Here is a 22,734-nt window from a genome sequence, read left to right as displayed (position 1 = left end):
CGCCTGACAATCCGATTGCGCACCGGTGCGATCATGGGGGACGTGAGCAGACCGCACGTGTCCCATACCTCGACACCCCTCAAGCCCCTCGAGCAGTCCGCCAAGCTGCGCGACGTGTGCTACGAGATCCGCGGGCCGGTCCACGCACACGCCGCCCGCCTGGAGGCCGAGGGCCACCGCATCCTCAAGCTCAACATCGGCAACCCCGCCCTCTTCGGGTTCGAGGCGCCCGACGTGATCATGCGCGACATGATCCACGCGCTCCCCTACTCGCAGGGCTACTCGGAGTCCGCGGGTGTGCTCTCCGCACGGCGCGCGGTGGTGACGCGCTACGAGACCATCGACTTCCCGTACTTCGACGTCGACGACGTCATCCTCGGCAACGGCGTCTCCGAGCTCATCACCATGACGATGCAGGCGCTCCTCGACGACGGCGACGAGGTCCTCATCCCCGCACCCGACTACCCGCTGTGGACGGCGATGACGGCCCTGTCCGGCGGGAAGCCGGTGCACTACCTCTGCGACGAGGACAACGACTGGAACCCGTCCATCGCGGACATCGAGTCGAAGATCACGCCGCGCACCAAGGCGATCGTCGTGATCAACCCAAACAACCCCACCGGCGCGGTCTACTCGCGCGAGGTGCTCACGCAGATCACCGATCTGGCGCGCAAGCACTCGCTGCTCATCATGGCCGACGAGATCTACGACAAGATCCTCTACGACGGCGCGCAGCACATCTCCATCGCGTCACTCGCGCCGGACCTGTTGTGCCTCACCTTCAACGGGCTGTCGAAGGCGTACCGGGTGTGCGGCTACCGGGCCGGCTGGGTCGCGATCACGGGCCCCAAGGACCACGCGCGCGGGTTCATCGAGGGCATGTCGCTGCTGGCGTCGACCCGACTCTGCTCGAATGTGCCGGGCCAGCACGCGATCCAGGTCGCTCTCGGCGGCTACCAGAGCATCGACGACCTGGTCCTGCCCGGCGGCCGCCTGCTCGAACAGCGCAACGCCGCCTGGGAGAAGCTCAACGAGATCCCCGGCGTCAGCTGCGTGAAGCCGATGGGTGCGCTGTACGCGTTCCCCAAGATCGACCTCGAGTACCACGACATCCACGACGACGAGCTGCTCGTCCAGGACTTGCTGCTGCGCGAGAAGATCCTGGTCGTCCAGGGCACCGGCTTCAACTGGCCGAGGCCCGACCACCTGCGCCTCGTCACCCTCCCGTGGACCCGCGACATCGTCGACGCCGTCGAACGGCTCGGCAACTTCCTCGCCGGCTACCGGCAGTAGCGCGACCGCCGTCGCCGAGTGGTGTCGGTGGCCGTCGATACATCGAACACATGAGCGAAACGGGGACTCTCGACACCACGGGTGTGGTGGCGTCGCTGGCCGCGGACGAGAAGCATTCCGCCGCTGAGCTGATCGAGATCCTCGCGCACTGCCGCTCGATCACCGCCTCGGCCGACTACCGGATGCTGCAGGCGGCGTCGCTCATCCACGACGAGCGGTGCGAGGACCACCTCGTCGCGGTCGCCGAACACGACTCCGGGCAACGATCCTCGGTCGACGAGATCCTTGCTGGTCAGATGGACCGGCTGGCGGGGATCGATCCCCGCGCCGAGTTCGGGCCCGACGGGCTCGAGCGGGCGACCGCCGAGATCGGTGCCGTACTCAACGTCCCAGCGGCGAAAGCCCGGGAGATCATCGTCGCCGGTGACACCGCCCGCTACCGGCTGGTGTTCACCGGCCACGCCCTCGCGGTGGGCCGTGTTGATCTGGCCGGGTTCCTGCTCATCTGCACCCGCACGAAACTCGTGATCGATCCGGATCTGGTGAAGATCCTCGACACCCACATCGCCCAAGCCCTGTTCGACCGGCCCCCGCTGTCGCGGGCCCGGCTGGTCGCGATGGTCGACGCGATCGTCGCGATGGTCGACCCCGACGCCCTGGCACGGCGGAAGGAACGCGCCGCCGCCGACCGCGACGTCACCATCCGCCCCGACCGATTCCAACCCGGCGCCTCGCGGGTGTCGGCGTCGCTGCCGATGGTCGACGCCGCCGCGATCGACGCCCGCCTGACCGCGATGGCCGGCTCGGTCCACACCGGTGACCCCCGCACCCGCGCGCAACGCCGCGCCGACGCGCTCATCGCCCTCGCGGCCGGACACGATCACCTCGTCTGTGGGTGTGAGAGCTGTACGCAGGCGGCGGACGACGTGGATGCACCTGCCACATCAGATCCCGACGAGGATGTCGACACCCCGGTGGACCCCTGCCCGGCTGACGACTCCGCCGCCACCGTCGACAACACACCTGCGCCCGCTGCGGATCCGGTCGTCCCGCAGCCGATCGCCCCGCCCGTGGGTCCGGCGCGGCCGGTGTTCCACATCGTGGCCAACCTGTCGACCCTGCTCGGCCTCGACGATCAACCCGGCTACCTCGACGGACGCGGCATCATCGACGCCGACACCATGCGCGCCCTGCTCGCCGACGCCCACCGCGAATTCCTCCGACGCGACGACCCAGCACAGGCCGCGACAGCGGCCTCGACCTACGTCCCCTCGAAGAAACTCGCCACGCTCATCCGCGGCTCGGAGATCTGCTGCACCTTCCCCGGCTGCACAGCACCCGCCTGGAACACCGACCTCGACCACACCGACCCCTTCGACCACCGCCACCCCGACCACGGCGGCCAGACACGTCGCGAGAACCTGAAACCGCTGTGCCGGTTCCACCACCGCACCAAGACCTTCAACCGCGCCTGGCGGGACTACCAATCACCCCTGGGTGAGGCGTTCTTCGAATCGCCGACCGGCCGGATGTTCCTCGGCAACGCCTACACAGCCCTGAACATCTTCCCCGCCCTCGGACCACCCGGGACACCCGAGAATCACCCCGCGAGAACGACACTCGATCAGCGCCGAGCAACAGCCCGCGCCGCACACCAGCGCGTAGTGGAGCGGCAGGAAGACGCTGACCCGCCACCGTTCTGACTCGGAGAAGACGTTCTGACTCGGACAAGACGCGACCGCCGTCAGGCCGCCGCGTCGGACGCGACGCGCGCCGGCGCAGGCGCGGGCTTCCTCGGCGGCGGGAGGAACGGCTTCTCCGCAACACGGGCGAACGCCCACGCGATCACGACGATCAGCGGGCACGCGACCAGCCAGAACAGGGCCAGTTGGGCGTCGGGTGAGACGTGCAGCGGCTCGATGACCACGAGATAGAACAGCTGCAGCAGCTGCGCGTGGATCAGGTACAAGCTGTAGGAGAACCCCGCGACCACGGCCAGCGGTGCCCACGAGAACACGCGACGAAACCGCGGTAGCCTACCGGTGGTCATCGCCGTCAGCGCCGCGACCACACCCAGCCCCAGGACCACGTCGAGCCAAGGGGTGTTCACGATGATCCATCGCGTCGAGGCGAGGCTGCACACGGCGACCACCACGACGGCCGCGGCACCGGCCGCAAGGCGCCAGGGCACCCGAGCGACCACCTCGGGCGCGCGGCGCATCGCGATCGCCGAGCCCGCGGCCAGCGCGAACACCAGGTAGTACTCGGGGAAGAACCGGCCCAGCCTGTCGTCGACGAATGCGTCGCCGAGCATCCCGATCGCGCCGCAGGCGGCGCAGGCGAACACCGCCGGCGCGAGCCCCACGAAACGCCACAGCAACACCAGCAACGGCAGCACCAGGTAGACATGCCACTCCACCGCCACCGACCAGAACGTGTACGCGGCGTCGCGGACGGGGATGACGTCCTGCATCAGGATGTAGTCCGCCGCCCAGCCTTTCGGCGTGATCGGCAGTGACAGGTCCCAGTGCGTACCGGTGCGACGTCCGAGGACGGTCACCGCGAGCAGGATCGTGAGCGTCAGGGCGATCCAGTACGGCGGGATGATGCGACGCGCGCGTCGCTTCACGAACCCCCAGAACCCGTCGGGCAGACCGCCGGCCCGACCGACAGGCATACCCAGCGAGAAGCCGGCGAGCGCGATGAACACCGTCACGCCGAAGTGCCCCCACTGCGCCCACCCGAACGCGAAGGCCTGCCATCCGTGCACCTCACCGCGGCTGTCGACGAGATGCGCGGACATGAACGCGTGATGGACGAGGACGTACAGAGCGGCGGTTGCGCGTACACCGTCGAGGTGATGCAACCGGCGCGTGCCGGCCCCCGTCCTGGTGTCAGCTCCCACGGTCCCCCCGGACATGGTCGAACTCACAGCCTCTCCCCCCAGATCGTGCTGTCGAGCCCCGACGATACGAGATACGCCACCCAGATGTGCAAGTGGCGGACCGGCATTGAATCGTTCGAGGGACAGCGCGACATCGGTTCACAGCGGTCGATCTGACACCAGCGTGAATACGTGCTTGAATGACGGCACGGATCCGCACCTGGGGAGGACTGCGGACCGTGTCCGGCCACGGGGGTTCTAGGGCCCCCTGGTGAGCACGAACCGTTCAAGGGGGGCGGTATGCGCTGTCGTCTGTGCGCATCCGAAGATCTGGTCAGCGTCGTCGATCTCGGCGCCACACCACCATGCGAGAAGTTCTTGACGGCCGAGGAGCTCGATGCTCCCGAGCCGACGTTCCCGCTGCACCTGCGGCTCTGTCAGCAGTGTCTGCTGCTGCAGATCCCGGCGCTCATCACGCCGGAGGAGACGTTCACCGAGTACGCCTACTTCTCCTCGTACTCCGACAGCTGGGTCGCCCACGCCGAGGAGTTCGTGGCGCAGGCCGTCGACCGCGTCGGACTCGACGACGACTCGTTCGTCGTCGAGGTGGCCAGCAACGACGGCTATCTGCTGCAACACGCTGTGGCACGCGGCATCCCGTGCCTGGGCATCGAGCCGTCGGTGAACGTCGGCGAGGCCGCGCGTGAGCGGGGGGTGCCGACAGAGACCGCGTTCCTCGACGAGAACCTGGCGCGCAAGGTCACCACCGCGTTCTGCCCGGCGGATCTCGTCGTGGCCAACAACGTCTACGCGCACATCCCGGACCTGCTCGGCTTCACACGGTCGCTGCGGCGGCTCGTCGCCGACGACGGCTGGGTGAGCATCGAGGTGCACCACGCGCTGAACCTGGTGACGCTCGGGCAGTTCGACACGATCTACCACGAGCACTTCCAGTACTACACGGCGCTGTCGGCGATGCGTGCCCTCGCGACAGCCGATCTGAGTGTCGTCGACATCGAGGTGCTCGGTACGCACGGCGGTTCGATCCGCCTGTGGGCCCGGCCGTCCGGCGTCGCCGGCGAGCCCAGCGCACGCGTCACCGAGGTGCTCGCCGACGAGGAGGCCGCCGGCCTGCACCACGTCGCGGGCTACGCCGGCCTCCAGGCCCGCGCCGAGGCCGTTCGCCAGGACCTCCTGCGATATCTGTTGGCCTGCAAGGCTGACGGCAAGCGAGTGGTCGGCTACGGCGCTCCCGGCAAGGGCAACACCCTGCTCAACTTCTGCGGCATCCGTCCCGACCTCCTCGAGTACACGGTCGACCGGAACCCGTACAAGCACGGGCGTTTCACTCCCGGGACCCGGATCCCGATCGTCGCGCCGTCGCGCATCGACGCCGACCGACCCGACGTGGTCCTGGTGCTGCCGTGGAACCTCGAGACCGAGCTCACCCGCCAGCTCGCGCATGTGCGCGAGTGGGGCGGCGAGATCGTCTACCCGTTGCCCCAACTGCACGCCGCCGACGTCGAATCCGTCGTCTACGAGGGGAGCCGAGCATGAAGGTCGTGCTGTTCTGCGGCGGATACGGGATGCGGATGCGCAACAGCTCCGACGACATGATCCCGAAGCCCATGCAGATGGTCGGTCCGCGGCCGCTCATCTGGCACGTGATGCGCTACTACGCCCACTTCGGCCACACCGAGTTCATCCTGTGCCTGGGCTACGGCGCGTCGCACATCAAGAACTACTTCCTGAACTACGACGAGGCCGAGTCGAACGACTTCGTCCTCCGGGGCGGTCGGGTCGACCTGCTCGGCTCGGACATCAGCGACTGGACCATCACGTTCGCCGACACCGGTCTCGAATCGCCCATCGGGGAACGACTCCGGCGCGTGCGTCCCCACCTCGGCGACGACGAGTACTTCCTCGCCAACTACGCCGACGTGCTCACCGACGCACCGCTGGACACGATGATCGACACCGTCGTCACCTCGGGTGCGGCCGCGTCGATGATGCTGGTCCCGCCGCAGTCGTCGTTCCACTGTGTCGACGTGTCCGACTCGGGCACGGTCACCGGCATCACGCCGGTGTCGGAGTTCCCGATCTGGGAGAACGGTGGCTTCTTCGTGCTCACGCAGGAGGTGTTCGACCACCTCCCGCCGGGAGGCGATCTCGTCGCCGACGCGTGTGGCGGTCTCGCGGCGCAGGGCCGCCTGTACGGCTACCGGCACAGCGGTTTCTGGAAGCCGGCCGACACGTTCAAGGAACGGGCCGACCTGGAGGCCGCCTTCCACCGCGGCGACCGGCCGTGGATGGTGTGGGATCGTCCCCGCACGCACGCGGCCACTCCCGAGGTGAAGCTGCCGGTCGGTTCGCTGTCGTGATCGAGCTGCACACCGGCGATCTCACCGAGATCGCCGTCCTCGGCGCACACTGCGACGACATCGCGATCGCCGTCGGCGGGACGCTGCTCACCCTGGCGAAGACGCATCCCGACACCCGGGTGCACGCGCTGGTCCTCGGTGGGCAGGGCACGCCGCGCGAGCAGGAGGAGCGGTCGGCACTGGCCGCATTCTGCGGGCCGATGCCGCTGCGGGTGACCGTCGGCGACATCCCCGACGGGATGGCGCCGGCGCACTGGGGCGCGGTGAAGGAGACGGTCCGGACCTTCGCCCGCACCTGTTCTCCCGATGTCGTGTTCGCACCGCAGCGCCACGACGCGCACCAGGACCACCGGCTGCTCGCCGAGATCGTCCCGACCGAGTTCCGCGACCACCTCGTGCTCGGCTACGAGATCCCGAAGTGGGAGGGCGACCTGCCCTCCCCCAGCGTGTTCCATCCGCTCGACACCGCTGTCGCGCAGGAGAAGTCGCGCCTGCTGCACGAGCACTACCCGTCCCAGGTGGGACGGGACTGGTTCGACGACGAGACCTTCCTCGGCCTGTCCCGGCTGCGCGGCGTGATGTGCCGCGCGCCGCACGCCGAGGCGTTCGTCGTCGAGAAGGCACACCTCGCCTTCGGAGCCGCACCCACCGCATCACGAACCATCGAAGGAGACCCGTCGTGAAGGTCCTCGTCACCGGCCACCAGGGGTACCTCGGCACCGTGATGGTGCCCGTCCTCGCCGCCGCAGGCCACGAGGTCGTCGGCCTCGACTCCGGGTACTTCGCGGACTGCGTGCTCGGCGACCACCCGGCCGACCCGCCGACCATCGTCCGCGACCTGCGCGACGTGACGCTCGACGACCTGCGCGGTTTCGACGCCGTCGTGCACCTCGCCGCGCTGTCGAACGACCCGCTCGGCGCGCTCGAGCCGCAGATCACCTACGACATCAACCACCACGCATCCGTGCGTCTGGCGCGCCTGGCGAAAGAGGCCGGGGTGCAGCGCTTCCTGTACGCCTCGACCTGCTCGGTGTACGGCGCAGGCGGTGACGGCCTCGTCGGCGAGGACGCCGCACTGCGGCCGCTCACCCCGTACGCCGAGAGCAAGGTCCGCGTCGAGGACGACCTCTCGGCGATGGCCGACGACCACTTCGTGCCGGTGTACCTGCGCAACGCCACCGCCTTCGGCTTCTCGCCGCGGCTGCGGGCGGACATCGTCCTGAACAACCTCGTCGGCCACGCCGTCCTCACCGGGACCGTCCGCGTCATGTCCGACGGGACCCCCTGGCGGCCGCTCGTGCACGCCCGCGACATCGCCGAGGCGTTCGCGACCTGCCTGATCGCGGACGCGGATCTCGTGCGGTCGCAGGCGTTCAACGTCGGCACCGAGTCGAACAACCTCACCGTCACCCAGATCGCGGAGTCCGTGGTGTTGGCCGTGCCCGGGTCCGAGCTGTTGATCACGGGCGAGTACGGCGGCGACCCGCGGTCGTACCGCGTCGACTTCTCCAAGGCGCGCGGTGTGCTCGGGTACGAGGCGGCGTGGTCGGTGGCCGACGGTGCCCGTGAGCTCGCGGCCCGCTACGTGACCAACGGACTCGACGCCGACGCGTTCGCCCACCGCTTCGTGCGGTTGGCCCATCTGCAGCGGTCCATCGAGGCCGGCCTGCTCGACGCGTCGATGCGTCGGGTCGTCACCGCAGCCTGAGTGCCTCCTCCGATGCACGCCACGGTGTCAGCCGCCGATCACCCCGAGCAGCGCCGCCCAGTCGCCGGCCGCGGCGTCTCGCGGGGAGACGATCGTCGGTGGCTGCGGCCAGTCGATCGCGAGCTGTTCGTCGTCCCAGCGGACGCCGATGTCCTCGGTCGGATCGTGCGGGCGGTCGATGCGGTAGCAGACGTCGGCGGTGTCCGTCAGCGCCTGGAACCCGTGCAGGAACCCCGGCGGCACATACAGGTGGCGGAAGGTCTCGTCGTCGAGGAGGAAGGCCTGCTGCGCGCCGAACGTCGCGGACCCGGGACGGATGTCGACGAGGACATCGTGCACGGCGCCGTGCGCGCAGCGCACCAGCTTCGCCTCGCCGCGGCCGAGGCGTCCGTGCATGCCGCGGATGACACCCCTACGCGACCGAGACTGCGAGTCCTGCACGAATCGTGCTGCGACACCGGGCGATCCGAGGTGGGCGTCGAACTCCTCGGCGTCGAACGTCCGCGTGAACAAGCCGCGGTCGTCGTGATGGGGCTCGGGCGTCAGCACGAGGACGTCGGCCAGGTCGGTGGTGTCGATGTGCACGCCGCGATTGTGCCGCATCAGGTGGTGCCCGCATGACCTGTCGTGCCTGCGGATCGCTGCGACTCGAGACCGTGCTCGACGTCGGCGCCGTCGCCGCCGCGGACCGCTTCCCGCCCGCGACCACGCCGGTCGCCGCGGACGAGACCGGCCACCCGCTGTCGATGGCGCTGTGTCGCACCTGCTTCCTGGCGCAGCTCGTCGACGACGACACCGTCGCCGACGAGCCACGCGGCGTGGAGCCGCAGGCCCTGAAGGACCAGGCCGCGGCGGCCCTCGCCGAGGTCGACGAGGCCGGGCTGCTCGTCGGATCGTCGGTGGCCGAGTTCGGCAGCCCACACGGGGGCACCTGGCTGCCGTTGCTGGCCGAGCGCGGGTTCACCGGCCGCCCCGCCGACGGCAAGCAGCCGTGCGACGTCGTCCTCGACTGTTTCGGGATGATGCACGAGCCCGACCAGGCAGCCGCCGTCGCGCGACGTGCCAGGGCCACCGCCCGCGACGGCGTCCTGCTGTTCCAGTTCCACTCCCTGGCGACGATCGTCCGGCAGGGCCAGTGGAACGCCCTGCGCCACGGCCACTTCGCCTACTACTCGCTCACCGCGCTGCGGTCGCTGTTCGACGCCGTCGGCATGTCGGTGACCTCGGCGTGGACCCACGACCTCTACGGCGGCACGATCCTGGTCGCCGTGCGCCACGGCGCCCACGAGCCCGACGCAACGGTCGCTGCCGTCCTCGCCGACGAGGACGCGGCCGGCATCACCGACGTCACCGCGGTGTCCGCGTTGCAGCGGGAGGCGGAGCGACAGTGGTCGGAGCTGCGCACCTGGCTCGCCGACATCGTCGCCGCGGGCGGTACCGCTTACGCCTACGCTGCCGCGTCCCGCGCCGTGGCACTGTTCGGGTGCGCCGGTGTCACCAAGGAGCTCCTGGCCGGCGTGGCCGACGCCTCGCCCGCCAAGTGGGGGCTGCGGATGCCCGGCACCGACATCCCCATCATCGACCCGGACACCCTCGTCGCCGCCGCACCGACAGCGGTGCTGGTGACGGTCCCCGACCTCGTCGACGAGGTCCGTCGGGACTTCCCCGCACTCGCCGACGCGCTCGTCACCGAGCCCGGCGTTCCGGCGCAGACCGACCCGCAGGGAGGCACCGCATGACCTCGGTCCACGAACGTCGCAGCACGCGGCGCGATTTCACGGAGTCGAACCGCCTGCAGGCGTCACTACACCGGATGGTGCCCGGGGGCGCGCACACCCACGCACGCGGGTCGGACCAGTATCCCGAGCAGATGGCACCCGTCCTCGTCCGCGGTGCCGGGGCACGGGTGTGGGACGCCGACGGCAACGAGTTCGTCGAGTACGGCATCGGGCTGCGGTCGGTGACCCTCGGACACGGACATCCCGGCGTGGTCGAGGCGGTCACGCGGACCATCGTCGACGGCGTCAACTTCTCCCGACCGACCGCGCTGGAGGAGGCCGCCGCCGAGGACTTCCTCCGCCTGGTGCCGACGGCGCAGATGGTGAAATTCGCCAAGAACGGCTCGGACGCCACCACCGCGGCCGTCCGTCTGTCGCGGGCCGCGACGGGACGCACCCTCGTCGGCGTCTGCGACCACCCGTTCTTCTCCGTCGACGACTGGTTCATCGGCACCACCGGTATGGACGCCGGGATCCCATCCGACGTCACCGCGAAGTCGATCCGGTTCCGCTTCAACGACATCGACGACACCCGCGCCATGTTCGACACGCACGGTGACGACCTCGCCTGCGTCGTGCTGGAGGCCGCGACCGCGTCGACCGAGCCGGCACCGGGCTACCTAAAGGCCGTCCGCGAGCTGTGCGACCGCCACGGTGTCGTGTTGGTCTTCGACGAGATGATCACCGGCTTCCGGTGGTCGGAGCACGGCGCGCAGTCGGTCTACGGCGTGACGCCCGACCTGTCGACGTGGGGCAAGGCGATGGGCAACGGTTTCCCCATCGCCGCGCTCGCCGGCAGGCGGGAACTGATGGAACTCGGCGGGCTGAACACCGACGCCGACCGGGTGTTCCTGCTGTCGACCACGCACGGACCGGAGACGGCGTCGCTCGCGGCGTTCCGCGCCGTCGTCGCCGTGTACGCCGACGGCGATCCGATCAGGTCCATGACCGACCACGGGACCGCGCTCGCCGCCGGGGTGAACGCCCTCGCCGCCGACGCCGGTGTCGCACCGAACGTCCGCGCTTTCGGACGTCCGGCGGCGCTGCTGTTCGGGACCGCCGACGCCGAGGGCACGCCGTCGCAGGCGTTCCGCACGCTGTTCCTGCAGGAACTCATCGATCGCGGCGTCCTGGGCCAGTCGTTCGTGCCGTCCGCTGCGCACGACGCCGCCGACCTCCGGGTGACCCTCGACGCCGTCGAGGGTGCGGTGGCGGTCTACCGCGAGGCCCTCGAGCGCGGATCCGTCGACGGCCTGCTCCGCGGACGTCCCGTCGCACCGGCCCTCCGTCGGACCGCGGCACCCCGCCGCCTCTGACGCCCCGCCGACGCCGTCGACCGTGCAGTCGATCCCGTCGAGCGTGCGGTAGATCCCGTCCACCGTGCGGCAGCTGCGAGCGGGATGACAGGACTGCACGCTCGGCGGGATCGACTGCACGATGGGCGGGATCGACTGCACGCTCGGCGCGTTGTCAGCAGCCGCCCTGCAGCCACGCGCGGACGAAGCCGGCGGTCTGGTAGACGTACGCGAACGGCCAGTAGTACCAGGAGATCTCCTGCGGACTCTGCGCCATCGCGATCTGTCCGCCGAAACACCGTTCGACGATGTAGCGGGCGCGGGAGATGTGCGGTCGGAACGTCACCACGACGACCGACCGCCATCCGCGTTGCTGGGCGATCTCGCGCAGGTGCTGGGCCTCGCCGCGCGTCGTCGACGGGTCCGGCGCGAAGCACTCGACACGCACACCGGGCAGCCGCGCCGCGCACAGACCGGTGTCGTCGAGGAAGTGCTCGGGGTTGCTCATCACCACCGTCGAGGCGTAGCCCTGCTGCGCGAGCTCGAGCCCGTAGCGATACCGGGTCTCACCACCGGCCCCGCCCAGCACGAGGATCGCGTCCGCGCGTCGCGGACCGTCGACCTGCGGGAAGACATAGACCGGCAGACCGGCCACGGCCAGGGCGGCGATCACCGCCACGACGATCCCGGCGATCGTCAGTTTCTTCCTCACCCGAGCGACAGGATCCTCTCGTAGAACGCGACCAGAGCCCGGGTCGAATTCTCCCACGACAGCTCACGTTCGACCCGCTCGCGTCCGAGGATGCCCATCTTCTCGCGACGCTCGGGGTCGTCGAGAAGGGTGACGATGCCCTGTCCGAACGCCTCGACGTCGTTGCCGGGGACGTACAGCGCCGCGTCCCCCGCCGACACCCGCGCCTCGCGGAGGTCGTACGAGACCAACGGACACCCCATGGCCATGTACTCGACGACCTTGTTCATCGTCGAGACGTCGTTGAGCGGGTTCAGCGGATCAGGCGACAGGCACACGTCGGCCGTCGACAGGCAGCGCTGGACGAACTCGTCGGGGACGCGGCCGGTGAACTCGACGACGTCGTCGATGCGCAGTTCGCGGGCCAGCTCGACGAGGCCGTCGAACTCGTCGCCGGACCCCATCACGACGGTGTGCAGGTCGTCACGACCGAGGTCGTGGCGGACGTGGGCGAGCGCGCGCAGAGCGTGGTCGACCCCGTCCTGCGGACCCATCACGCCGAGATACGCGGCGAGGTGTCGCTTGCCACGCCTGAGGGACGGATCCGGCTCCCGGGCGACGAACCGCGACAGGTCCGGCGCGCTGCGTACGACGGTGACGTCCGCGGGTGCGCAGCCGCCACGCTCGATGGCGGTGCGGCGGTAGCTCTCGTTGGTGGCGATGACCCCCGTGGCCGTGGCATAGGTCATGCGCTCGAGCAGTCGGCAGATGCCGTCGAGCACGCGGCCGGCCACCCCGCCGCCTCCGGCGAACCGGGATGCGAAGAGCTCGGGGACCAGGTCGTGCTGGTCGAAGACGAAACGCGCACCACGCAGCCGCAGCAGGAGCCCGACGACGAAGAAGAAGTCCGGCGGGTTGCAGCCGTGCACCACGTCGACCCGGGACCGCAGCGCGACGCGCAGCGCCAGACGGATCGTGTGGAACATCGCCACCGGGTACTCGCGGAGATACCCGGCCGGACCGCCGGTCGCGGCCGTCAGCGGGTAGCGCAGGATGCGGACGCCCTCGATGGTCTCCTCGCGGGCGGTGTCGGCGTGGCTGCCCGTCGGACAGATGACGGTCACGCGGTGACCTGCCGCGATCAGGGCCCGACTCTCCTGCCAGACACGCCGATCCATCGGGACCGACAGGTTCTCGACGAGGATCAGGATGTGACGGCGTCGGGTGTCCGTCCGCCCCCGCACACGTTCGACGGCCGCGGTGAGCCGGTCCTGGACGGCGTTCTTCGCCGGCCGGATCCGACGGAGCAGTCCCGGCGCGACGGTGAGTCCGACCACGAGCAGTGCCGCACGCAGCGATCGGCGGTGTCCGAGCGACCGCACCGCGGCCGCGCGTGCCGACGCCGTGTCCCCCTCGACGAGCGCCCATCGTGCGCGGCGGATCTCGCGGATCGCGCCCATGCGGTCGAGGTTCGCGCTTAGTGCGCGCTCGTCCTCCGGGTCCGACAACGGTCGGGCGGTACGGAACGACCGTTCCAGCGCGTCCTCGAATCCCTCCACCTTCGCCGCGTCGCGGGAGAGCGAGTCCTCACGGATCCGATAGCGCGCCAACACGTCCGGCAACATCCGGACGTCGTGGTCACGGGTGAGTCTCAGCCAGATCACCACCGACTCGTCGATCCCGTCGATGCCGGGGGCGTACCCGCCGACCTCGTCCCAGGCGTCCGCACGGACCGCGGCGGTGTAGTACGGGACCGTCCCGCCCAGCACATCCCGGAACCGCAGTGGCCGTGCGGGATCCGGGCGCGACACCCCCACCGATCGCAGGTAGTCCACGGGCAGGTCGTCCGCGCCCTCGGCGAAGCGGTGTGCGTCGACGCAGACCGCGGCGACATCGGGCTCGGCGGCGATGGTCTCGCCCACCCGCCGACAGAAGTCGGGCAGCAGGTGGTCGTCGCTGTCGAGGACGCACAGGAACCGGCCGCGTGCGACGGCGGCCGCAGCCATCACCCCGCCCGCGTACCCCGCGTTCTCCTGGCGCACCAGGTGTATCCGGTCGTCGTCGAGGTACTGCGCGACGACGGCTGCAATCGCGTCGGAGTTGCCGTTGTCGACGACGACCAGTTCCCAGTCGGCGCGGGTCTGGGCGAGGACGGACTCGATGGTCTCGCCGATGAGATGTTCCGTGCCGTAGGCGGTGGTCAGGAAGCTGAACGTCGGGCGCACGCCTGAACGCCCGCCCCATCGCGGGTCGTGGGACATGACCGGATCACCAACCGACGCCGAAGTAGTTGTCGCCCAGGCGCCGCAGCTCGGCACCGGGGAGGCGCACGAGGTCGATGATCACCGTGTCGGCCGGAGCCGCGTCCACCGCGGCGACGACCTCGGGATCGGACGTGGCGACGACGATCACGTCACCGTGGTCCATCACGTCGGACACCGACGAGGTGAGCAGCTCACCGATGTGCGGCAGGTGATCGGTGATGTAGTCGCGGTTGGCGCCCACGATCGACGACAGGCTGACGTTCGCGTCGTGGACGCGGATGTCGAAACCCTTACCCGCGAGCCGTTCCACGAGCTCGACGAGCGGGCTCTCCCGCAGGTCGTCGGTGCCGGACTTGAACGACAGACCGTAGAGGCCGACGCGCCGCTTGCCCGTGGACACGATCATGTCGATGACGCGACGGATCTGGGTCTCGTTGGACACCATGATGTTCGCGATGACCGGGATCTCGAGGTCGTTCTGCCGCGCGGTGTGCATGAGGGCGCGGACATCCTTGGGCAGGCAGGAGCCGCCGAAGGCGAAACCCGGTCGCAGGTAGGCGTCGCTGATGTTCAGCTTCGTGTCGGCGAAGAAGATCTCCATCACCGCGTGGGAGTCGAGACCGAGGTGGGCACAGATGGTCCCGATCTCGTTGCCGAAGGCCACTTTCAGAGCGTGGAAGCTGTTGTCCACGTACTTCGTCATCTCCGCGACCCGCAGCGGCACCCGGAAACGCTTGCCGGACAACCCCTCGTACAGGTCCATCACCATCGCACCGCTGCGGTCGTCGGTCTCGCCGACGACGGTCTTGGGCGGGGTCATGAAGTCGCGCACCGAACTCCCCTCGCGGAGGAACTCGGGGTTGACGCACACGCCGAAGTCGACGCCGACACGCTTGCCCGACGCACGCTCGAGGATCGGGATGAGCACGTCCTCGCAGGTGCCGGGCACCATGGTGCTGCGGTAGACGACGACGTGCCAGCCGTCCTTCTCGCGCAGCGCAGCACCGATCTCCTCGGTGGCGCTGCGCAGATGGACCGTCGACAGACCGCCGCCGGCCCCCGACGGGGTGCCGACGCAGACGATCGTGATGTCGCTCTCCCGCACGGCGCGACGAGCATCGTCGTCGACGTCGAGCATCCCGGACGCGACGACGCCTGCGGTCAGTTCACCGATGCGCTCCTCGACGACGGGGGCCTTGCCCTCGCGCAGGAAGCGCGTCTTGGACGGGTTGACGTCCACACCGATCACCTTGTGTCCGCGGGCGGCGAAACAGGCCGCGGACACGCACCCCACGTACCCGAGGCCGAAGACACTCAGGACCGCGGCCCGAGAGTCGTTGCCCGGGTGCGGGTTGTGCCGTGACGTCGGGTCGGCCGACGCGCGGCCACCCCCGTGATCGTCGGCGCCGTCCGTGTCGTGGACAGCCTCGTACGACGTGAGCGTGCTCATGCAGTATTCCCCCCACTGCGCGATCGATTGTTCCCCCGGGCTACAGCGCCGTCTCGATCTGCAACGACACCTGCCCGTCCCCGCGCGTGTCCACCACGCACTCCCGCTGTACCCCCTCGCACAGCAGGCGGACACGGATCGCTGATCCGTCATCCGACAGGGACAGATCGCAGCCTAGCGCAAACTTCGTTGTGACGTTGATGAAGGATGTTTGAACCAGTGGTGTGGTCCGGCCGGGGGATTGCGTCCCCACCCACCAGGCAGGCGATCTCTGTTCCAGGCGATGGCTTGACCAGCCGCGATGCGTCGTCTCGTCGCCTCGCACCGACCACAGGGACATCGGTGAGGTGCTCGCGGTGACGATCTCCGCGATGTGATCTCCCTCTCGCGACAACACGATCGCGGATTTCGAGGTGTCGATCTCGATGTCGGCCGCGAGCGGGAACGTCGTCGTCACGTCGTGCCGACCGGACCCGCTCAGACGGTCGACGATCAGCACACCCGGCAGATCGGGCGGCGAGATGACCCACCGGCGATGCACGACGCCGTCGGTCCCGTCCGCGTACCCGTCGTGCTCGGCGTCGACCACGCCGGCGTCGAGGTCGACGGCTCGGACGCGGGTGTGCGCGTGCCGCGTCCACAGGAACGGGCCGCCCATGTCGGACTGGTCCCGCCCGTCGACGCCGACCGTGGCGTGTGCAGCCGTGCCCCGCAGGACTTTCCGCCACTCGGGGTGCCCGTAGTAGCTGCCGGTGCCGGGATCCTCGACGATCTCGCCGTGGTCGTCGGCGACGGTCACGGCGAGGGCGTCGGCGTGGCCGTGCGCGGCGATCGCGAGATACCCCAGCGGGCCGACGTCGACGGTGACCCGCCGGCCGGGTCCGCGCAACACCACCAGACCGCCGTCGCGGTGGTAGGTCGATCCGTGTGCACCGCGGATCGTGCTGGTCACCGCCGTCCGCGGCCGCTGCGACCCACCCAGCGCCGCGGCGAACCACTCGCGAGCAGGGGTGGTCGCCGTCCCGGCCGGCGCCGGCCCGTCGGTGATGCCGGCGACGAGGTCGAGATGTGCCTCGACGGTGCGGACAGGTTCGTCGGACAGCCGCAGCGCGAACCCCTCGTCGTCGTCCCCGATCCGCGGGGTCGGAGTGCCCAATCCCCCCAGGAAGTCGGTCCCGCGCAGCACCGCCGCGACCAGTCGTTCCGGCGCCGACCCGTCCCGGTCGGCCACGAGCGCGGCGACCACGGCGAGCAGTTCGGCGGTGAAGATCTGATACCCGACAGCCTGTTCCGCGCCGACGCCGTCGGGCAGGATCTGCCGGTCGGCCTCGGCGTCCAGGCCCGCGAGGGCGATGTGTTCCCATCGCTGCGCGTCCTCGAGTCCGGGCATCAGCAGGGCCACCGCCGCCAGGCCGGCGAGTTCCCCGACGAGGTGGTTGTTGGCCGAGCTGTACCGGGACCGGCCGCGGACGCAGTAGCGCGCCGACGCGTCCAGCATCGCGGCGATCGCCCCGAACCGTCGGGGCGTCATCCGGGGTGCGTCCGCCAGCGCGGCCACGGCCACCGCCACGCTCAGCGCGCGGATCCCCGCCTCGAACGCACCGCGCCAGGCGATCCCGTGTCCGGGTGGGTTCGCGACCGTCCACGACTCGAGGTCGTCGAGGGCGGCGTCGGCGTATCTGTCGTCCCCGGTCACCAGCCACGCCTGCGCCAGGAGGGGCAGGTGTTGCAGTCGATTCAGTTCCCAGATCCACTTCACGTCACCGTCGATCGTGCGGTGATCGATGCGATCGGCCGGCAGATCGGGCCAGTGCAGATCCCGGATCGGGTCGTGGGACCAGTCGACCGGCCGGGTCAGCGTGACCGTCGGGTATCCGAAGAACGTGCAGCGCAGCGCGACCGCGTCGTCCGCGGCGGCGACGATCTGCTGGACCAGCTCGGGATGCCGCGCGACGATGTCGGCGGCCCGCTCCCGGGACAGCAGGGCCGGTCGACGGCCCGGGCCGCGCAGCTGCGCGAGCGCGGTCTCCGCCGTGTCGATGGTCCACCCGGACGGCAGGTCGCGCGGCGGCGTGGCACCCGAGAGGCGACGGACCCGACCCGCCACGAGGGTGCGGACCCGCCAGCCGATCTCAGCGGCCGACATCGTCGCCAAACGGCGGCGGTACCAGGTGACCTTGTGCACGTCGGTGACCCTAGCGTTCGCGATCGTCACGGGATCGGTGTCATGATCGTGGGTGGGGAGAGAAGTTTCGACACAGGGGGACACCGATGGCACCGCGGGGGGCGGGCGTCGACGTCAAACACAGGTTGCGTCGCGCACATCCATATCGATCGATCGCACGCAGGCAGCTCGCCTGGGCCGAGCAGGCCACGCCGGACGAGCTGGCCCGTCGACGGGACCGGAGGCTGCGGGCCCAGGTCCGCTGGGCGGCGCGTCGGTCGCCCTTCTACCGGGAGATGTTCGCCGAGCACGGCATCGATCCCCGAGATGTCCGCACCGCGGCCGACCTGGTGCACCTGCCGACGACCGACCGGGTGAGTGTCACCGATCGACGCACCGACTTCTGCGCCGTCCCGCAGCGCCTCATGTGGCCCGCCAGTTCGTCGGGCACGTCGGGACGTCCGGTCACCGTCATGCGCACCCCGGCCTCCTCGGTCTACGAGTTGTGCGCGCAGGAGCGGCAGTGGCGCTGGTTCGAGATGGATGCCGACACCCCACGCATCGTCCTGCGCGGCAACGACTTCGCCGCCGAAACGGAGGGCACGCCAGTCCGTCCGCTGCCGGGGAACCGCCAGCTGATGGTGTCGAGTTTCCACCTGACCACCGAGCACCTGCCCGCGATCCTCGACGCCGTCGACGAGTTCGGGCCGCAGGCGATCGAGGGCTGGCCGTCGAGCATCGCCGTCCTCGCCGGGCTGCTCTCCGACGCCGGGCGGACCCTGCCGCTGCGCGGCATCATCACCTCGTCGGAGGTGATCGGCGGGCCGGCACGCGCGTTGATGACCGCGGTGTTCGACGCGCCGATCGTCGACCACTACGGGCAGACCGAACGGGTCGTGATGACCGGGAACTGTGAACACGGCACGCACCATGTCTTCGACGACTACGGCGTCCTCGAACTCCTGCCGGTGCCGGGTGTCGTCGACCGCTGGGAGATCGTCGGCACCGGCCTGCACAACCGCGGGTTCCCGTTGCTGCGCTATCGCACCGGGGACCAGGTGGGGCCCGCGACCGACGAACCCTGTCCCTGCGGACGGCCGTTCGGACGGATCGGGACGATCGCCGGGCGGGCCGAGGACGTGTTCACCGCCGCCGACGGGCGCGCACTGCCGGTTCCGTCGACCGTCGTCGACGACCTCGTCGGGGTGCGGGGTGTGCAGATCGTGCAGCACCGCGCCGGCGAGTTCGAGGTCCGTGTGGTGCCCGGCGGCGGGTGGGACGCCGACGTCACCGATCGCCAGGTGCGGCGCAACGTCGACCGCATGTTCGGCCCGGGGCAACGGGTGACCGTCACGACGCTGGACACGCTGTCCACGCCGGACGGCGCGAAGGTCAAGTCCGCGTACGTCGTCGGCGTCTGACCGCCGCTCAGCGGCCGCGCGCCACCTCTGCGGTCAACCGTTCGTAGGCGCGGGCGGTGTCGGCGATGTCGAACGCGTGGCGCGCCCGCTCGCGGCCCGCTGCACCGAGCCGACGACGCAGGTCGGGGTCGGAGGCCAGCGCGATCAGACGGTCGGCCAGGGCGTCGTGATCGCCGACGCCCACGACGAATCCCTCGACACCGTCGGTGATCATGTCCGGCACCGACCCACATCCCGTCGCGACGACGGGTACCGCGGATGCCATCGACTCGGCGAGCACCAGGGGGACGCCCTCGTGCACCGACGACAGGCAGGAGACGTCGAGGCCCGGCAGGACGTCCGGCACGTCGTCGCGCACGCCGAGGAACCGAACCCGCTGCGCCACGCCGAGATCCGCGGCGAGGTCGCGGAGTTCCTGGTCGCGCGGTCCCGTCCCCATCAGCAGCAGCACGGCGGTCGGACAGTCGGCGAGCATCTTCGCGAACGCGGCGAACGCCACCTCATGGGCCTTCTGCGCGGACAATCGGGCGACCATGCCGACCGCGATGTCGTCGTCGGTGAGCCCCAACAGCTCCCGGGCGCGGACGCGACGGTCACGGGTCGGCGGCGGGGGCAGGACGATCCCGTTGCCGATGACCACCTCGCGGGTCCGTGACCACGGCGACGCCCCCACACCCTCTGCGCGGTGCAGGTACTCACCCTGCGCGCGAGAGAGCAGCACGAGTGCCCGGGAGGCCGCCAACGTCGCCACGGCCCAGCGCGGCAGCACCCGACCCCCGACGTCCGTGAGATCCATGTCGTGGGCGGCGACGACGCTCGGGATGCGCGCCACGGCAGCGGCCAGACGACCGACCGCCAGGGCCGCGCGGTGGTGGTGCGCGACGAGGACCACGTCGGTCCCGGTGCGACGTAGATGGGTCGCCAGAGCGCCGATCCGGCGCGGGTCGCGGCCGGACGGGCCGTCGAGGACGTCCACGGGGACGCCTCGCGCACGGAAGTCGGCGGCGAGCGGGCCCTCCTCCCGCAGGCACACGATGCGGGGTGCGATCACAGACCGGTCGAAGGCACCGCACAGGGACAGCAGCAGCCGCTCCGCGCCCCCGACGAAGGTGAGGTCCATGACGACGGTGAGCGTCAGCGGGACCGGTGTCGTGGTCGGGCCACCGGCGGCGATGTCGGTGAGGACGTCCTGTGTCGCCTGCACCATCACCGAGCGGTCGAACTGGGCGCGCGCCCGCGCGCGGGCGGCGGCACCCATGACGCGGGCGCGGTCGGGATCGGTGACGATCCCCCGGACCGCGGCGGCCAGCGCGTCGGGACGACGGACCGGCACCAGGTGACCGGTGACGCCCTCCTCGACCATCTCGCGCAGTCCCCCGATGTCGGTGCACACCGCCGGCAGGCCCGACGCCATCGCCTCCAGGAGGGCCATCGGCAGGCACTCCACGGCGTCCGACGAGAGCACGAAGACGTCCATCGCGGCGAGCATCGCGGGGACGTCGGTGGTCGCTCCGACGAAAGCCGTGCGCCCCGCGATCCCCAGCTGACGCGCGAGCGCCTGGGAGCGTTCCCGCTCCGGGCCGTCGCCGACGACGAGCACGCGCAGCTCGGGGACATCGACGGCCACCGCGGCCGCTGCCCGCAGGAAGGTCTCGTGGTCCTTCTCCGGGCGCATGGCCGACACGGTCCCCATCACCGGCCCGGTGCCGTCCACGCCCGGGACCGCGATCGGTGTGCGAGCGACGGACGACAGGTCGGTGAACGCGTCCACCTCCACCCCGTTGCGCACCACGACCACCTTGTCGGCCGGGTGACCGAGCGTCTCGGTGAGGAAGGACGTCTGCGCGTACGCGACACCCAGGTAGCGGTCCGTGCGCCCGTCGAGCAGTCGGTCGACGACGCGGCGGAGCCGGGGACGGTCGTCGACGTCGGCGACGTGGTGGATCCAGACGGCCCGATGGGGCACCCCCGCGAGGATCGCGGCCAGTCGTCCGAGGACGTCGGCGTTGTAGCCCCGCGTCAGCACGATGTCGGGCCGCTCTGTCCGCATGTGGCGCACCAGATCCCACAGAGCGCGCGGTGCGTCGCGTCGGCTGCGGCGCAGCGCGACCGCGGGCACCCCGACCAGCTCGTCGAAGAGTGCACCCGGCTCGCCGATGCAGACCACCGACGGCGCGAACCGCTCGCGGTCGAGGGCGGGCATCAGGGTCGCGACGTGTCGCTCGGCGCCGCCGATCCGCAGGTCGGGCACGACGTGCATCACCCGCAGCGGCCGGTGGGGGGCGGGGCGGTCGGTGATCTCGCGGTACAGCGCGTCGACGCGTCGCCACACGGTGTCGACGTCGAAGTCGGTCCGGAACCGCAGGTGCGCCGCCGCGGCGAGTCGTCCCCGCCGGTCGTCGTCACCCAGCACGTCGTCCAGCGCGCACCGCAGACCATCGACGTCACCGGGCGCGACGAGGACGGAACAGCTGTCGTCGAGGAGGTCGGGGACCCCGCCGACCGGGGTCGCCACGACGCACAGGCCCGCGGCCATCGCCTCGAGGACGGCCATGGGCTGTCCCTCGTCGTGGGACGGCAGAACGAGTACCTCGGACCGCCGCAGCAGGTCGTCGACGGTGTCGGCGCCGACCCACCCGCACACGTCGACCGAGTCCTCGACGCCGAGGTCGGCCACGAGCGCCCGCGCGCGGTCCACCTCGCCGTCGCCGGCGATCGTCAGATGCGATCCGCGCGCCGTCGGCGACGCCGCCCAGGCGCGGATGAGGTCGAACGCCCCCTTCCGGTCGCCGACACGGCCGAGGAACACCACCCGGGTGGGCCCGTCGGCAGGGCGCGCCGACGGTGTCCGTCCACGAACGGCGTTGGGGATCACCACGACCCGCGCGTCGGGCGCGATCGCGGAGAGTCGTCGTGCCCATCCCGGTCCGAGCGCGACCACGGCCGCGGCGTCGGTCAGGATGCGCACCAGGACCCACCGCGCCGGTCGGGGTAGGCGCGCCGCGAACAGGTGGAACTCGGCGCCGTGCACGTGCAGGACGACGGGCATGCGCAGGACGCGGGCGACGATCGCCAGCACGGCCTTGCGCGCGAAACTGCCGTAGGACGCGGTGTGCAGGTGCACGATCGACGGTCGCCGGACGACGAGTTCACCGACGAAGCGCAGTGCGCCCAGCAGGAACGTCGCGATCTTGACGGCATCCGACCCGTCGCGGTGCGTCGTGACGTGCCGGATGCGCCAGTGGTCCGACAGCTCCGTCGACAGCACCGCCGACACCGTCGAGGCCACCCCGCCCCGCGTGGACGTGCTCGTCGACGCCCACAACACCCGTGGTCCGGGCACGACCGATCGGCCCATGAGAACTTTCCCCCTCGATCGATGCCGTCCGCTGGTCGTCCTCCCCG

At 70.5% G+C, this 22,734-nt stretch carries 16 protein-coding genes; 9 read left to right on the top strand and 7 right to left on the bottom strand.

What is annotated here, in order from left to right:
- Positions 1-42: 42 nt before the first annotated feature.
- A complete protein-coding gene (locus Q1A98_RS04535; protein ID WP_299570217.1) occupies positions 43-1,293 on the top strand; it encodes a pyridoxal phosphate-dependent aminotransferase in 1,251 nt (416 codons plus the stop codon).
- A gap of 50 nt (positions 1,294-1,343) precedes the next feature.
- Positions 1,344-2,996, top strand: a complete 1,653-nt coding sequence (locus Q1A98_RS04530) for a DUF222 domain-containing protein (RefSeq protein WP_299570216.1) — start codon at positions 1,344-1,346, stop codon at positions 2,994-2,996.
- A 41-nt stretch (positions 2,997-3,037) separates the two neighbouring features.
- On the opposite strand, the gene Q1A98_RS04525 is transcribed toward Q1A98_RS04530, so the two are convergent.
- Complete coding sequence (locus Q1A98_RS04525; protein ID WP_299570214.1) at positions 3,038-4,225, bottom strand: acyltransferase; 1,188 nt, start codon at positions 4,223-4,225, stop codon at positions 3,038-3,040.
- A 252-nt stretch (positions 4,226-4,477) separates the two neighbouring features.
- Here Q1A98_RS04525 and Q1A98_RS04520 point away from each other — a divergent pair, with 252 nt between their 5' ends.
- From Q1A98_RS04520 to Q1A98_RS04505, 4 genes are read left to right on the top strand one after another with little or no spacing between them, the layout of a single operon-like run.
- A complete protein-coding gene (locus tag Q1A98_RS04520) occupies positions 4,478-5,734 on the top strand; it encodes a class I SAM-dependent methyltransferase (protein ID WP_299570213.1) in 1,257 nt (418 codons plus the stop codon).
- The gene (locus Q1A98_RS04515) at positions 5,731-6,558 is read left to right on the top strand and encodes a glucose-1-phosphate cytidylyltransferase (protein ID WP_299570212.1); all 828 of its coding nucleotides are present in this window, start codon (positions 5,731-5,733) and stop codon (positions 6,556-6,558) included. Before Q1A98_RS04520 ends, Q1A98_RS04515 begins: the two co-directional genes overlap by 4 nt.
- Entirely contained in the window at positions 6,555-7,241 is a 687-nt protein-coding gene (locus Q1A98_RS04510; RefSeq protein WP_299570211.1) for a PIG-L family deacetylase, read from the top strand. The genes Q1A98_RS04515 and Q1A98_RS04510 overlap by 4 nt, the downstream gene beginning before the upstream one ends.
- Positions 7,238-8,266 carry an NAD(P)-dependent oxidoreductase gene (locus tag Q1A98_RS04505; protein WP_299570210.1) on the top strand — a complete coding sequence of 343 codons (1,029 nt, stop codon included), beginning with the start codon at positions 7,238-7,240 and terminating at the stop codon, positions 8,264-8,266. Before Q1A98_RS04510 ends, Q1A98_RS04505 begins: the two co-directional genes overlap by 4 nt.
- 27 nt (positions 8,267-8,293) lie before the next feature.
- Here Q1A98_RS04505 and rfbC read toward each other — a convergent pair whose 3' ends face one another.
- Positions 8,294-8,851: a dTDP-4-dehydrorhamnose 3,5-epimerase gene (rfbC, locus tag Q1A98_RS04500; protein ID WP_299570209.1), complete on the bottom strand. Its 558-nt coding sequence runs from the start codon at positions 8,849-8,851 to the stop codon at positions 8,294-8,296.
- 32 nt (positions 8,852-8,883) lie between these two features.
- On the opposite strand from rfbC, the gene Q1A98_RS04495 reads away from it, so the two are divergent.
- Both Q1A98_RS04495 and Q1A98_RS04490 read left to right on the top strand, forming a co-directional pair.
- On the top strand, positions 8,884-10,005 hold the full coding sequence (locus Q1A98_RS04495) for a transferase (RefSeq protein WP_299570207.1): 1,122 nt from the start codon (positions 8,884-8,886) through the stop codon (positions 10,003-10,005).
- Positions 10,002-11,360: a glutamate-1-semialdehyde 2,1-aminomutase gene (locus tag Q1A98_RS04490; RefSeq protein ID WP_299570206.1), complete on the top strand. Its 1,359-nt coding sequence runs from the start codon at positions 10,002-10,004 to the stop codon at positions 11,358-11,360. Before Q1A98_RS04495 ends, Q1A98_RS04490 begins: the two co-directional genes overlap by 4 nt.
- Before the next feature lie 154 nt (positions 11,361-11,514).
- On the opposite strand, the gene Q1A98_RS04485 is transcribed toward Q1A98_RS04490, so the two are convergent.
- From Q1A98_RS04485 to Q1A98_RS04470, 4 genes are read right to left on the bottom strand one after another with little or no spacing between them, the layout of a single operon-like run.
- On the bottom strand, positions 11,515-12,051 hold the full coding sequence (locus Q1A98_RS04485) for a YdcF family protein (RefSeq protein WP_299570205.1): 537 nt from the start codon (positions 12,049-12,051) through the stop codon (positions 11,515-11,517).
- Positions 12,048-14,255, bottom strand: coding sequence for a glycosyltransferase (locus Q1A98_RS04480; RefSeq protein WP_299570204.1), 2,208 nt, complete (start codon positions 14,253-14,255; stop codon positions 12,048-12,050). Before Q1A98_RS04480 ends, Q1A98_RS04485 begins: the two co-directional genes overlap by 4 nt.
- A gap of 43 nt (positions 14,256-14,298) precedes the next feature.
- A complete protein-coding gene (locus Q1A98_RS04475; RefSeq protein ID WP_299570203.1) occupies positions 14,299-15,744 on the bottom strand; it encodes a nucleotide sugar dehydrogenase in 1,446 nt (481 codons plus the stop codon).
- Between the two features lie 40 nt (positions 15,745-15,784).
- Positions 15,785-17,929, bottom strand: coding sequence for an alginate lyase family protein (locus tag Q1A98_RS04470; protein ID WP_299570202.1), 2,145 nt, complete (start codon positions 17,927-17,929; stop codon positions 15,785-15,787).
- 86 nt (positions 17,930-18,015) lie between these two features.
- Here Q1A98_RS04470 and Q1A98_RS04465 point away from each other — a divergent pair, with 86 nt between their 5' ends.
- On the top strand, positions 18,016-19,329 hold the full coding sequence (locus tag Q1A98_RS04465; RefSeq protein WP_299570201.1) for a phenylacetate--CoA ligase family protein: 1,314 nt from the start codon (positions 18,016-18,018) through the stop codon (positions 19,327-19,329).
- 7 nt (positions 19,330-19,336) lie between these two features.
- Here the strand turns inward: Q1A98_RS04465 and Q1A98_RS04460 are convergent, their stop codons facing one another.
- Positions 19,337-22,687, bottom strand: coding sequence for a glycosyltransferase (locus Q1A98_RS04460; protein ID WP_299570200.1), 3,351 nt, complete (start codon positions 22,685-22,687; stop codon positions 19,337-19,339).
- Between the last annotated feature and the right edge of the window lie 47 nt (positions 22,688-22,734).

This window comes from uncultured Williamsia sp. (assembly GCF_947494875.1).
Lineage (GTDB): Bacteria > Actinomycetota > Actinomycetes > Mycobacteriales > Mycobacteriaceae > Williamsia_A.
This window is presented reverse-complemented; position numbering and strand designations above follow the sequence as displayed.